Origin of the sequence: Flavobacterium columnare (assembly GCF_014844295.1) — a bacterium.
Classification (GTDB): Bacteria; Bacteroidota; Bacteroidia; order Flavobacteriales; family Flavobacteriaceae; genus Flavobacterium; species Flavobacterium columnare.
The window spans coordinates 2,119,236-2,133,527 of sequence record NZ_CP054494.1; the positions used below are offsets into that span (position 1 = coordinate 2,119,236).

Below are 14,292 nucleotides of genomic sequence, written 5' to 3' on the forward strand. Positions count from 1 at the left end.
ATTCTTTTGAACAAAGATATAAAAAATAATAGTATTACTATTGATTTAAAAAGTTAAACTTTTATATAGTTCATTAATGATTATTGTGTACAAGCTATTTTTTGGGTATCGAAATGATAAAACGTAAAAAACTAAAAAATATAAAAAAGCTTTTTGTAAATTTGGGTAAAAAGCCCAATGAACAAATACAATTACTTGATAATCTGTTTTTTTTTGTTTTCTATGTGTTTGCATGGACAGGAAAATGCTGAGTTTTATATAAAGAAAATTGTATTTTGTCAACACAATAGCCAACTTGTTAATTATCAGTTGACAAGTTATAATAATCTTATTATTACAGCTAATCCTAAAAACTCTCAAGGTCATATAGACACTCTTTATAAATTTAAGAAAGGAAATAAAATTATTAAAGAAATTGATTCGTCTGATTATATATTTAAAAAAATAATTTCAAAACAACATTTGTACCAAGCAGAGAAAATTTCAGTAATCACAAAAAACAATAAAAGGATCAAAGAAGAGATAGTTGCTACCCGTATGGCTGGTTTTAAGGAGCCTATAGCGGAATATTTTACATTGCAATTGCATCCTTTTGAATTATACGATCCTAAATTAGAAATAGTAGAAAAAGAATACATAAATCCCATTTCAGAAAAAGGGTTGACTAAATACATCTTTTCTGTGACTAATTATGCTTTTGAACAAAACCGTGAACTGGTTCGGATAACATTCGATCCTAAAAATGCCAAAGCTTTGAATCTAGTAAGAGGAGAATTGCTTGTAGATACTAAAAATTTTAATATCGCTAAAGCTACTTTTTATACATTAGGAAAAATAGAATGCCATTCAGTTCATTCCTATACATATAGTGAAACAGCAAATAATTGGCTTCCTTCACGAACACAATTAATTTTAAAAAAAGGAAATAGTAAATACCCTATAAAAATATTAGGAGAATACATTACTTTTGAAGACTCAGAAAAAAAATACAATCCCAGAGGAAAAAAATATGCTACTGATTTTATAGAAATAATCGTTACTACTCAATATTCACAATTAACATTAGGGGATTTTCCTATAAAAAAAAGATATTTTCCTATATCATTATCTAATAAAGCTACTAAACGAAAAGAGGCTATTTGGTTTGAGTCGTTTAAGGATTCTATAGATAAACGAAGTTTGCCTACCTATATTTCCCTAGACAGTTTAATAACTGCTAGGAAATATGAAAACAAACTAAAAATGGGACGTAAAATCATAAAGGGATATTATCCTATACCTTTTTTTGATATGGATTTGCGATACCTTTTTAAATATAATAATCACGAAGGGGTACGTTTAGGACTAGGTGGTATTACTAATGATTCTTTCTCTAAGTACTTTAGAGCAGAGGCTTATTTTGGATATGGTACTAAAGATTACGATTTCAAAAAAGGGGGATCCGCTACTTTTTTGTTGGATCGTGCTTCTGAAACATGGTTCGGGGTAGGGTATCAAGAGGATGTAACTGAAATAGCTAATGAGAATCTTGAAATAGATAAAAAAACATTTAAAATTTATGATTCAAGACCTTTTAATTTAACTACTTTTTATAACCATCGAACTCTTAAAATTTTTATAGAAAACAAAATAATACCTAAGACAGAATCTATTCTTCAAGTAACTAGGAGTGTTATTGCACCTCTATTTAACTATCATTATGAATTAGAGGGTGATTTATATAAAGAATTTTATTTAAATACATTTACATTCTCTATGCAATGGAATCCTTTTAGTAAATATATGCAAATCCCTAGTGGTAGGATAGAATACAAAAATGAATATCCAAAGTTTACTTTTCAGTTTTCAAAAACAATTCCTAATTCATCGAATGACTTGTTTCAGTATAAACGGTATGACTTTCGATTAGAATATTATAAGAAAGTATTTAATAACCATAAAATTGATTTTCAATTAGAGGTGGGTTCTATAGATGGTATAGTTCCTATTACACATTTGTATAATCATTCGCCAAATAATTTACAAAAAGAAAAGATGATTGAACGGGTTAACTTTGCAGGAAAAGATAGTTTTGAAACAATGTTTTTCAACGAATTTTTTTCCAATAAACAACTCTATACGCATATTCGATATCAGTTCCCGAAATGGGAAATAAATAGGCAAATAAAACCTGTTTTTAATACGGTGCTTAGGTATGGAATAGGAAGTCTTAGTTCGAAAGAAAATCATAAAGAAATTGTTTTCAAAACATTAGAAAAAGGTTACTGGGAATCGGGTATAGAAATAGCCCAAATCTATAATGGCTTGGGAATATCAAGTTTTTATAGATTTGGGTCTAATCAGCTACCTTCTTTTAAAGATAATCTAGCTATAAAGTTAAGTCTACAGATTAATTTAGGGTTTGATAATTAATACAGAGGGTAAATTGCTTAACCATAAATTATTAGAAGCGACTAGTTTTTTCCAGCTTTCAAGACTTATTAACATTAAATCTTGTTTAACTAAAAATGCTTTTTGAACTTGATTTTCTTTAACTACAGAAATATTATCTGGAAATTCTTTATTTAATGATTCAATAGCATTTTTTATTAAATAATTATTTTCTAGTTGATGTTTTACAACTACTAAATTTACTTTAGAATTATTATTGTAGACAAATTTTTGAATATAGTCTACCAGAAAAGCATCTTCCGAACAAAATAAGGGGACAAAAATTTTATCTAAAGATTGCAATTCGTTGTCAGCCAATATTCCCAGAGGCGTTTTATTTTTAGATATTATTTGCTGGGTTCTCTCGTCAAATATAGAATTGGTAAACAAACCTTCTTTTCCTGTTAATTTGTCTAATAAGCGATCAGGATTGATTAATCGAGTTGTAAAGCCAATTACTTTTCCTAAAAGCGAACCTTCGAAAATTGATTTTCCTAAACCAACTAATAATAAATCATAATCTCCTTTTCCAGCTACTTCAGCAATATCAGTTTCTATATCTACAGTTGCTTTGAAAATAGTAGATATTTCTTGATTTAAGCTTTTAGATTCTTCTAAAATAGGAATAAAGGATTCTTTTTCATATTCTTCCGTATTGTAACCGTGCATTTCGTCACTTACAGAGAGGTGCATAGCGGTAATAACAGAGCTTTCTTTTTCTTTTTTGATTAAAGCATTGGCTACTTTTAGTAAGGATTTGCCTTTTTCGTGATTTCCAAAAGAAATTAATATTTTAAATCTATGGAAACCCTCTGTGATTTCAGGAACAATTTGATCTTTAGTTTTAAAAATAAAATTAATTAAATCTAAAGCAGGACCTGTCATAAAGGTTGTAACTAGAGCCATTATAACCATCATGGTAAAGATTTCAGAGGTAAGTACTCCTAGATCATACCCGATATTTAGTACGACCAATTCCATTAGACCACGGGTATTCATCAGAGCTCCAATTATAAAACTATCTTTCCAGGTTTGCCCAACGAACTTAGAGGTTAATGCTCCTCCAATAAATTTGCCTGTTACAGCAACTAAGATAATAAATCCTGTTATTTTCCATAAATACGGCTCATTAATTAATCCAATTTGTGTTCTTAATCCTGTAAAAACAAAAAATAATGGAAGCAATAAGATTAATGAAACATCCTCAACCTTATCAATGAATATGTGTCTAAACTTGGCAATATCAGGCATAATAGCTCCTGTCATAAAAGCACCAAATAAGGCGTGGATTCCTATGATTTCAGTACAGTATGATGAAATAATTAAGGTTAAAAAGAAAATAGCTACTACAGGTTTACTCAAACTTTCACTTTTTGAATATAAATCACCTACTCTTTTTAAGAAGGGTTTTACCAAGAACAGCATTACTAAAACATAAATGGCGGCCAGTGCAATTATATATAATGAACTAGCAAAAGTACCTGCTTTTACAATGGCAATAACTGCTGCTAGTAAACACCAAGCGGTTATATCATCAGCTGCCGCACAAGTAATAACGATTGTTCCTAACTTTGTTTTATGCAATCCTCTTTCTTGTACAATACGTGCTAAAACAGGAAAGGCGGTAATACTCATGGCAATACCTAAAAATAAAGCAAAAGATAAGAATTCTACCCCTTGAGGAGCAAATTTATGATATACAAAATAGGCTAATACCATACCTAAAGCAAAAGGAATGATGATACTGGCGTGGCTTATTACCACGGCATCATTGGCTTTGTTTTTTAATACTTTTAAGTCTAACTCCATTCCTATTACAAACATAAAGAGGATTAAACCAATCTGGCTTAAGAACTGCAGATTGCCTAATGACTCTATTGGAAAGATAAGAGTAGTAAACTCAGGAAAATACATCCCCACAACGGAGGGCCCTAAAAATATACCCGCAATAATCTCTCCTATTACGGATGGCTGTCCAATTTTTCTAAAAATCCAACCAAAAAATCGAGCGACTATGACTATCGTAATAATTTGTGCTAATAAAATAGCTAAAGGATGTTTTACATTATGAATAAGTGATTCTAAAAATTGTCCCCATAATGTATTATGTGAATTAGGAGCTGTAACTTTTCTTCCTATTTCTAGGTTTTTGCCTTGTTGTACAATCCAGTACATCAAAGCTGTAAAAACTCCAGTAACAGTAAAATAGAAAATAGCGTTTTTAAGTTTTTTCATTTTTTCATAAATACATAATGTTTACAAATATGCTAAAATATGTATTCAAATAAAATAATAATCCTAAGATTTAATCAAAAAATAATTCTACAAAGTTTTAATAATAAAAGTTAGACCAATTGACCTAAAAAATAGAATTGGTTTTTCTAAATTTGTAATCGCTGTTATAGAATATGAAAAAATTATTAAGCCTTGGTTTTTGGGAATTAATTGCCCGACTCATTTTACGAAATAAAATCACAGTACTATCAATTGTTATTGTATTAACAATAGGATTAGCTTCTCAATGGAAATACATCCGTTTTACTCAAACAGAAGCGAACCTAATACCAGAAGATGACAAAATCAATGTTGATTATACACATTTTCTAAACACTTTTGGAGAAGAGGGAAACTTAATAGTTATTGCTACCAAAGATGCTAAATTATTTACGCCTAAAGTTTTTAAAACTTGGGGAGGTATGATCCGTAAGATTCAAAAGCATCAAGAAGTAGATTTAGTTATTTCACCAGATAATTTAAAAACACTTGTAAAAGAGGATGCACAACACACCTTTACGTTAAAAAATCTTGTGGATTCTACCCAAATCAGTAAGCCCAATTACTTAACAAACCTTAAAAAAGCGTTATTAGATAGTTTGCCCTTTTATGAGGGACTCCTATATAATAAACAGTCAGGTGCTATTCGTGCCGCCATTTATCTAGATAAAAAAATAATTAATACTAAAAAAAGGAAAGATTACGTATTAAACAAACTTATTCCTGAATTAGAAAAATTTGAAAAAAATACAGGTGTTAGACTTCATAAGTCAGGTATGCCTTATATTCGCACACTGAATGCTAAAACTATTATTGATGAAATAGGCCTTTTTATAGGCGCAGCCTTGTTAGTTACAGGACTTATTTTCTTTTTCTTTTTCCGTTCTTTTCGAGCTACAGCTATTTCGCTTGTAATAGTCATAATAGGTGTTATGTGGTCCTTTGGTTTACTAGGGTTGCTGAATTATGAAATAACGGTATTAACTGCTTTGGTTCCTACATTAGTTATTGTTATAGGAATACCCAATTGTATTTTTTTAATAAACAAGTATCATCAAGAATATTACAAACACAAAAACAAAGCTAAATCCTTACAAAGGGTCATAACTAAAACAGGTACTGCTACCTTAATGACCAATTTAACAACAGCTTTAGGTTTTGCTACTTTTATTGCTACAAATAATACATTATTAGTTGAATTTGGAGTTATTACCTCAGTTAATATCTTGGCTATTTATATACTGTGTGTACTTATTATACCTGTGTTTTTTAGTTATATACCAGCTCCTATTTCAAGGCATTTAGGGCACTTAAAAAGAGAATATTTAACTTCTTTTTTTAAATGGATTGTTGATACAGTAAAACACAACAAGGTAGGTGTATATGCCGTTTCTATTTGTTTACTAATCATTGGAATGATTGGTATTCACAAAATCAAAATATCAGGGTCAATAATAGAGGATATGCCTAAAAAAACAGCTTTTTTTGATGATATTCGTTTTTTTGAAAAAGAGTTTGATGGTGTGATGCCTTTAGAAATTATGATTGACACTAAACGTAAAAAAGGGGTAATGAAACTTTCAATGCTTAAACGTATGGAAGAGTTACAGGAAACAATTCATGACATTCCTGAACTTTCAAAACCTCTCTCTGTTGTTAATTTAGTAAAATACGCTAAACAAGCATATTACAACGGCAATCCTGATTTTTATGAGTTGCCGACTGCTCAAGAGCAAGCCTTTATCCTTTCGTATGCTAAAAATGCAACTAAAAATTCGAAAGAAAATTTAATGAAAAGTTATGTCGATAATACAGGACGCTATGCACGAATAACTACTTTTATTAAAGATGAAAACGGTGAAAAAATGGAGGCAATTGAAGCCCAATTGCGTACCAAAATTGATAAACTATTTCCATCGCCACGCTATGACGTTATTATAACGGGTAAACCGTCTGTATTCCAAAAAGGGACACAGTATTTATTAGATAATTTACTTTCCTCTTTATTAATGGCTTTTGGTTTAACAGCCGCTTTAGTAGCTATTATGTTTCGTTCATTCAAAATGGTACTAGTATCTATCATTCCTAATTTATTACCATTATTGATGACCGCTGGATTAATGGGCTTTTTAGGAATACCTTTAAAACCCTCCACAATTTTAGTTTTTGGGATTGCTTTTGGGATGTCAGTAGATGATACATTACGTTTTTTAGCACAGTATCGTTTAGAACTTTCTCGTAACGATTGGAAGATTAAAAAATCAGTATTTGCTACATTTGATGATGCAGGAATTAGCATGTTTTACACTTCAATAGTACTTTTCTTTGGTTTTTCTGTGTTTATGTTATCAAGCTTCGGAGGAACTGTAGCTCTTGGAGGGTTAGTAGCCTTGACTTTAAGTTTTGGAATGTTGTCTAATCTAGTTTTGTTGCCGTCATTAGTCCTTTCATTGAATAAAAAATTAGCCAACAAACAAGAATTGCCAGAGCCTATCTTTGATATTTTAGAACCTACTGACGAGGAAGTAGAAGCCTTTGAAAAGAAAAAAAGTTAGCCTATTTGATTTTTTTATAATATAGTTAAGTCTAACTATTATTATAAAAAATCCTAGTATTAGCCTCTAATTAGTTTTAAAATTTAGTGATTGAAAATGAAATACAACCAACTTATAGATCAAAACACTCTAATTGTTAATAAACTAAATACAAAATTTACAGTAATAAGTTTAATGCGATTTCTTTTTATTGGCTCTTTTCTATTTTTTAGTTACAACTACTTTAAAAATAAAGATTCTTTTTTTCTTGTGCTTGGTCTTTTTTCTATTCTCCTTTTTTTTGTTTTGGTTAATCAACATCAAAAGATAAAATGGAATAAAAAATTATACCAAAAACTGATTTTAATTAACAACCACGAAATTCAGTACTTAGAAGGAAAAGACATTCCTTTTGAGGAGGGAACAGAATACATAGATTCGAACCATTTTTGCTCTTTTGACTTGGATTTATTTGGAAGAAAATCATTATTTCAAAATCTGAATAGAACCGCTACCTTCGTAGGAAAAGAAAAATTAGCGAACTTACTTCAAGGAAAATTGAGTAATAAAGAGATAAAAGACAATCAAGAGGCAATAAAAGAATTATCTCAAAAAATTGAATGGAGGCAACAGTTACTGGCTTTAGCAAGTTTTGGTGAAGACAATCAAGAAAAATATGAAAAGCTAATTCATTGGGCAGATACGAAAGAAAAACCATTTAGACCATCTATTATTTTTGTTTCTTATTTGTTACCAATAACTGTTCTATTAGTGGCTTTAGCAACTTTTCTTTCCCAAAACATATTTTTTTATAATTTAGTATCTACTTTTTTTATAATCAATTTGTTAATAACAGTAAGTCAGTTAAAAAAAATAAAAAAAGAAATAGCTAATTCGAATGAAATTTTACAATCTATAAAATCATATACTTCCATCCTTAAAGTAATTGAATTTGAAAAATTTGAAAAATTAAAACTCATTGCACTTCAATCCAAATTGCAAAAAGAAAACCAATCAGCCTCTCAAAACAGCCAAAAACTATTTACCATAGTTACTAATATTAATACTGTACAAAACGTTTTAGGAGCTGTTTTTGTAAACGGCTTTTTTCTTTATCATATTCATACACTGAGAAAATTATATTTATGGAAAGATCAATTTTCAAAGGAAATAAAAATTTGGTTGCAAATCATAGGCGAGTTTGAAGCACTTAATAGCTTGGCTAACTTTTCATATAATAATCCAAACTTTGTATTCCCAGAAATTAATACGCATGGAGAAATTAATTTTGAAAAGATTGGACATCCATTGCTACAATCAAATAAGAGAGTGTGTAACACGTTTGTATTAAAAGCTAATGAGTTTGTTATTCTTACCGGTTCAAATATGGCTGGTAAAAGTACCTTTTTAAGAACCTTAGGGATCAACATGGTTTTGGTAGGTATTGGAGCACCTATTTGTTCTACTAAGGCAAATGTACACCCTTACGATGTTATAGTCTCTATGAGACAATCAGATTCATTGTCAGATGGGGAATCGTACTTTTTTGCTGAGGTGAAAAGATTAAAGCAAATTGTTCAAAAATTAGAAAACGAAGTTTGTTTTGTTTTACTTGATGAAATCTTAAAAGGAACCAATTCTGATGATAAACAAAATGGAACTATTGAGGTAATTAAAAAAATAATTTCAAAAAAAGCAATTGGTTGTATTGCTACACATGATTTAGAAGTGTGTAAAATGAGTGAATCTTATGAAAATCAACTTTTTAACAAATGTTTTGAAGTAGAAATAATTGATAATGAATTATCGTTTGATTATAAACTACGAGAAGGGATTTGTAAAAATAAGAGCGCTACTTTCCTAATGAAAAAAATGGGAATAATATAATACCTCTTTAAAACTACTTTGATTTCATTTGCTTGCTTTAGGTTTTGGAAAAGAAAGACTCTCCTGACAAGCCATTTAACCCAGAGTATGTGCTCAGTCTTTGTCATGAAGATAAAAAGGGCAAAGAAGATAAAAGATACAGAAATTGTTATCCCAATTGTAGTTTGTTGCATTGAAGGACAAAAAATGAGTGCTTTTTTAGATTCAAAATCATTTTTATTTGTAATAAATTTCTAATGCGTAATCTAGATTTAATATAATTTGAAAAATAATAGTCTTCATTTTTATAATACCAAACAATATCTTCCTCTTGAATAATTGAAAAAATAACCTATATATCTCGATCTTTTTAAAATCAAAATATTCCTTCAATACCTGTTTTTAAATGACAATAAAATTCAGAATTTGAAGTATCTTTCATAAAAACTATTTTTACTATTTTATGTATTCCTTTTTACACTATTTAATTTTACAAAATCATTAATTGATTTTATAGAAATTTCTACAGGTATTTAAATTTTTAAATTCTGGAAAAAAGGAATTGTATCCTCTTTCTTATCAGTACAAATTTCTGGTAAAGTAGGTCTGAACTGATAGTAATATAAATTAGAAGGAGCATCAATTATAAAGTTTGGATTTCCATATTCCTATTTGTATTTTGGAGGAGGAGGTAAAGTATTTCCTTCTTGGGTCTTTTGGATGAGTGTTTAAGTAGTTTGTGTATTCCTTCCGTTTTTGAGAAATAATAAAAGGAGTGTTTTCTTCTTTTTCTTGTAAGAGTATAAATCCAATAGGAGTACTAAAGCCCAAACAATTCTCATTGTCTTTATTTTTTACTAAAGATAATAACTTTCACTTTTTGAGCAAATCCACTATATTTGCAGATTATAAGATTAAAAAGTTTTTTAGATTCAGTCATTCTGAATTCTAATTTTTAAAACCTATAGATATAAAATGAAACATACAAAAATTAAGGACTTACTAAACAGCACTAAAACGCTACATGAAGTAACCGCTAAAGGATGGGTAAGAACTTTTAGAAATAATCAATTTATCGCTTTGAACGACGGTTCAACGATTCATAATATCCAATGTGTAGTAGATTTTGAAAACACAGCTGAAAGTACTTTAAAAAGAATTACAACAGGAGCCGCTATAGCAGTAACTGGTGAATTAGTAGAAAGTCGTGGTTCGGGTCAAAAATACGAAATACAAGTTACTAAATTGGAAATTTTAGGAGACAGTGATCCTGAAAAATTTCCAATGCAACCTAAGAAACACTCCTTAGAGTTTTTACGTGAAAATGCACATTTACGTATTCGTACGAATACCTTTGGGGCTGTTATGCGTGTGCGTTCAGCCTTGTCTTTTGCTGTGCATCAATATTTTCAACAAAAAGGATTTTACTATGTAAACACCCCTATTATTACAGGTTCTGATGCTGAAGGTGCAGGCGAAATGTTTCGTGTAACCGCTCTACCTTTTGAAAATACTCCTAAAAATGAAGAAGGGAACATCAATTTTAAGGAAGATTTCTTTGGAAGAGAAACCAATCTAACCGTATCAGGCCAGTTAGAAGGAGAGACATACGCAATGGCATTAGGTCAAATCTATACTTTTGGACCTACATTCCGTGCAGAAAACTCAAATACGTCACGCCACTTAGCTGAATTCTGGATGATTGAACCAGAGGTAGCATTTAATGATCTAGCGGACAATATGGATTTAGCAGAGGATTTTATTAAATATGTAATCAAATATGCTGTTGATAATTGTACAGAGGACTTGAAATTCTTAGAAACCCGTTTGTTAGATGAAGAAAAACAAAAACCGCAGGCAGAGCGTAGCGAAATGGCCCTTTTAGAAAAGTTAAGTTTTGTCTTAGACAACAATTTCAAACGTGTGTCTTATACAGAAGCTATTGATATTTTAAAAGATTCAACACCTAATAAAAAGAAAAAATTCCAATATTTAATTGAAGAATGGGGAGCCGACTTACAGAGCGAGCACGAACGTTTCTTAGTAGAAAAACATTTTAAATGTCCTGTAATTCTTTTTGATTATCCTGCAAAAATCAAAGCCTTTTATATGCGTTTGAATGAAAATACAGAGCCAGGAAAAGAAACAGTACGTGCTATGGATATTTTATTCCCAGGTATAGGAGAAATTGTGGGAGGTTCACAAAGAGAAGAACGTTTAGAGGTTTTAATTGAAAAAATGAAAGCATTAGGAATTCATGAAGAAGAGTTGTGGTGGTATTTAGATACCCGTCGTTTTGGCTCTGCTGTTCACTCAGGATTTGGTTTAGGTTTTGAGCGTTTAGTGTTATTCGTAACTGGTATGACGAATATTCGTGACGTAATTCCTTTCCCAAGAACTCCACAAAATGCTGAATTCTAATAAAAAATAGATTCGTTGATTTGGTTATTTATTAATGCTTCTTAAATAATCAAATCAACCAATAATCGAATAATTAAAAATGTTAAAACAAAATTTAAACTTAAGATTATCTCAAAAACTTTCTCCTCAACAAATCCAGTTGATGAAATTAATTCAATTGCCTACTCAGGCTTTTGAACAACGTTTGATGGAGGAAATGAACGAAAATCCTGCTTTAGAAGGGGGAATCGTAGAGGATGAAGAAAAGTTTGAAAAAGATGAATTTGACACCGATGAATATGATGACTTTGATGATTCAGAAAGCATTGATGCCAATGATATAAATATAGATGAATATCTGAGCAACGACGAAACACCTGATTATAAAACACAGAACAATAATTATAGCGATGATGATGAGGATTATGAAGCTCCTTTTGTTGCCTCTGTTAGTTTTCATCAGGATCTGATCAATCAGCTCAATACATTTGTTTTAACAGAAGAGCAAAATGGTATAGCCGAGTTTTTAATTGGAAGTATAGATGACGACGGCTATTTACGAAGAAGTATTGTGGATATTGTAGATGATATGGCGTTTACGCAAGCTATTTATACTGATGAAGCTCGTGTAAACAAAATTCTTTGTTCTATCATTCATGAGTTAGAGCCGTCTGGAGTAGGGGCTCGTGATTTGAAAGAATGCTTACTCCTACAGTTAAAACACAAAACACCAACAGAATCAGTTGAGTTGGCAATAAAGATAATAGAAGAACAGTTTGATGCCTTTACTAAAAAGCATTACGAAAAATTGCTCCAAAAATATGGTATTTCTAAAGAACAATTAAAAAAAGCAATTGACGAGATTGAAAAACTAAATCCTAAACCAGGAGGGGCTTTTGCTGGCAATACTAGAATTACGGAGCACATAGTTCCTGATTTTATGATTCGTATTAATGACGATGAATTAGAATTGACTTTAAATGGAAGAAATGCTCCGGAACTTCATGTTTCTAAAGACTATCAAGAAATGATGAAGACATACAAGGATTCTAAAGATAAATCCAATGCACAACGCGATGCGGTTCAGTTTATTAAACAAAAATTAGATTCTGCCAAATGGTTTATTGATGCTATCAAACAACGTCAAGAAACTTTGTATGTTACCATGAATGCTATTATGCTTTTTCAAAAAGAATATTTTTTAGAGGGAGATGAAACGAAGTTAAAACCAATGATTCTAAAAGATATTGCAGATATGATTGGTTTAGATATATCTACAGTTTCTCGTGTTGCCAATAGTAAATTTGTTGACACGCCTTATGGTACCAAATTGCTTAAAGATTTTTTTAGTGAGGCAATGATGAATGATCAAGGAGAAGAAGTTTCAACGATAGAAATTAAGAAAATCCTTCAGCAAGTTATTAAGGAAGAAGATAAAAATAAGCCTCTTCCGGATGATCAACTAGCGGTTATATTAAAGGAGCGTGGTTATCCTATTGCAAGGAGGACAGTGGCTAAGTATCGTGAACAATTAGATATACCTGTTGCTAGAATGCGTAAAAAAATTTAATTTTATAAAAAAAAGAAACTGTCTGAAAAGTAATAACTTACTATTTAGCTTGTTGCTTTGGTGAGGGGAGGTGTTGTTATTTGTATTATGCAATTCTCCCTTTGAAGTAAATAATAAGAGTGTACTTTGGGACAGTTTTTTTATATAATTTATTTCTTAGTTTCAACGATAATTGAATTTAATCTATTTTATGATCCATAAATGTGTAATAGGTGTTTTTATAGCCTGAAACTTTGGTGCCTGTAAATCGTATACTCTCTCCTACAAATTCAAACTCATACTCATCTGCCTCTTTATATTCATTAATGATTTCATAAAATCTACCATTTTCAATCCACCATATTCCTTTATAAGTTGCTTCATTTACATTATCTTTTTCGTCTATAGAAACAAAAGAAAACACACAGCTACCATTAGAAAAACGACAAGTTTTCCAGTGTTTACTAATCCCTTTTTCTAATTGTTCAACTTCCGAACCTTCCCAACACCCCACAAATCTAGGGTCTATTGTTTTGGACTCAGATTGAGCAGAACTAATATTTATGTTCAGCAACGGCATGAATAAAAACAATATCTTTTTCATCACATACATTTTTTAGTAAGACCCTTTTTAATTCGGATTTTAATGTTTATTATAGATTAAGTAAAAAATAATGTTTTTTAGTTTATGTTTATTTTTTTACAATATATGTATTTTTTTTATTAAAAATATTTTTTTTTATTTTTTTTATAGATTGATATATTTGGTTTTTCTATAATTCATTGAAACACTTAGAATAAGCTTAATTTGACAATTTGTAGTTTTTTTTATTTTTTATTATAAAAAACGTATCTATGAGTTTGTTAGATGATTTTTAAACAACAAAAATACTGTTTTAAACTTGTATTTGTTTTGTTTATTAAGAAGATAAATATTTTTGAATAAAAGGGACTAATGTTATAAACCAGATTACGTATTAGAAATTTATTACAGATAAAAAGGACTTTGAATCTAAACAATATACTCCATTTTTTGTCCTGAATGTAAAAAGAAGACCGTTGCGGTAAAAAATTTCCGAGCATTTTACCTTCTTTGTCCTTTTTATCTTCATGACAAAGGCGAACGCATAATCTGGGATAAAACGAAAAACCCCGTTATAATGAACATGCCCCAAAAAGGGAGACACTATTTTGGGGCATTTTTATAAATGGTTTTTTTAATATTATTCTATAAAAGTA

Annotated in this window: 7 protein-coding genes; 5 read left to right on the plus strand and 2 right to left on the minus strand. The window is 30.0% G+C overall.

Annotation, left to right across the window (positions count from 1 at the left end; genetic code table 11):
• The first annotated feature begins 177 nt into the window (after positions 1–177).
• On the plus strand, positions 178–2,412 hold the full coding sequence (locus tag HUE53_RS09250; RefSeq protein ID WP_065213769.1) for a DUF5686 family protein: 2,235 nt from the start codon (positions 178–180) through the stop codon (positions 2,410–2,412).
• On the opposite strand, the gene HUE53_RS09255 is transcribed toward HUE53_RS09250, so the two are convergent.
• Positions 2,395–4,665 carry a cation:proton antiporter gene (locus tag HUE53_RS09255; protein WP_014164182.1) on the minus strand — a complete coding sequence of 757 codons (2,271 nt, stop codon included), beginning with the start codon at positions 4,663–4,665 and terminating at the stop codon, positions 2,395–2,397. The genes HUE53_RS09250 and HUE53_RS09255 overlap by 18 nt on opposite strands.
• A gap of 173 nt (positions 4,666–4,838) precedes the next feature.
• Here HUE53_RS09255 and HUE53_RS09260 point away from each other — a divergent pair, with 173 nt between their 5' ends.
• From HUE53_RS09260 to rpoN, 4 genes are all read left to right on the plus strand, one after another.
• Positions 4,839–7,259, plus strand: a complete 2,421-nt coding sequence (locus HUE53_RS09260) for an efflux RND transporter permease subunit (protein WP_065213768.1) — start codon at positions 4,839–4,841, stop codon at positions 7,257–7,259.
• A 96-nt stretch (positions 7,260–7,355) separates the two neighbouring features.
• A complete protein-coding gene (locus tag HUE53_RS09265; protein ID WP_097609327.1) occupies positions 7,356–9,125 on the plus strand; it encodes a MutS-related protein in 1,770 nt (589 codons plus the stop codon).
• A 954-nt stretch (positions 9,126–10,079) separates the two neighbouring features.
• Positions 10,080–11,525, plus strand: a complete 1,446-nt coding sequence (gene asnS / locus HUE53_RS09270) for an asparagine--tRNA ligase (RefSeq protein WP_014164721.1) — start codon at positions 10,080–10,082, stop codon at positions 11,523–11,525.
• Between the two features lie 79 nt (positions 11,526–11,604).
• Positions 11,605–13,074, plus strand: a complete 1,470-nt coding sequence (gene rpoN, locus HUE53_RS09275) for an RNA polymerase factor sigma-54 (protein ID WP_192188432.1) — start codon at positions 11,605–11,607, stop codon at positions 13,072–13,074.
• A 178-nt stretch (positions 13,075–13,252) separates the two neighbouring features.
• On the opposite strand, the gene HUE53_RS09280 is transcribed toward rpoN, so the two are convergent.
• On the minus strand, positions 13,253–13,657 hold the full coding sequence (locus HUE53_RS09280; RefSeq protein ID WP_123906706.1) for a hypothetical protein: 405 nt from the start codon (positions 13,655–13,657) through the stop codon (positions 13,253–13,255).
• Positions 13,658–14,292 lie beyond the last annotated feature (635 nt).

What these genes read in the sequence shown, in the direction of transcription:
- rpoN (WP_192188432.1), top strand. Translation starts at nt 11,605, where the DNA reads ATGTTAAAACAAAATTTAAACTTAAGATTATCTCAAAAACTTTCTCCT.
- HUE53_RS09255 (WP_014164182.1), bottom strand. Translation starts at nt 4,665, where the DNA reads ATGAAAAAACTTAAAAACGCTATTTTCTATTTTACTGTTACTGGAGTT.
- HUE53_RS09280 (WP_123906706.1), bottom strand. Translation starts at nt 13,657, where the DNA reads ATGAAAAAGATATTGTTTTTATTCATGCCGTTGCTGAACATAAATATT.
- HUE53_RS09260 (WP_065213768.1), top strand. Translation starts at nt 4,839, where the DNA reads ATGAAAAAATTATTAAGCCTTGGTTTTTGGGAATTAATTGCCCGACTC.
- asnS (WP_014164721.1), top strand. Translation starts at nt 10,080, where the DNA reads ATGAAACATACAAAAATTAAGGACTTACTAAACAGCACTAAAACGCTA.
- HUE53_RS09265 (WP_097609327.1), top strand. Translation starts at nt 7,356, where the DNA reads ATGAAATACAACCAACTTATAGATCAAAACACTCTAATTGTTAATAAA.
- HUE53_RS09250 (WP_065213769.1), top strand. Translation starts at nt 178, where the DNA reads ATGAACAAATACAATTACTTGATAATCTGTTTTTTTTTGTTTTCTATG.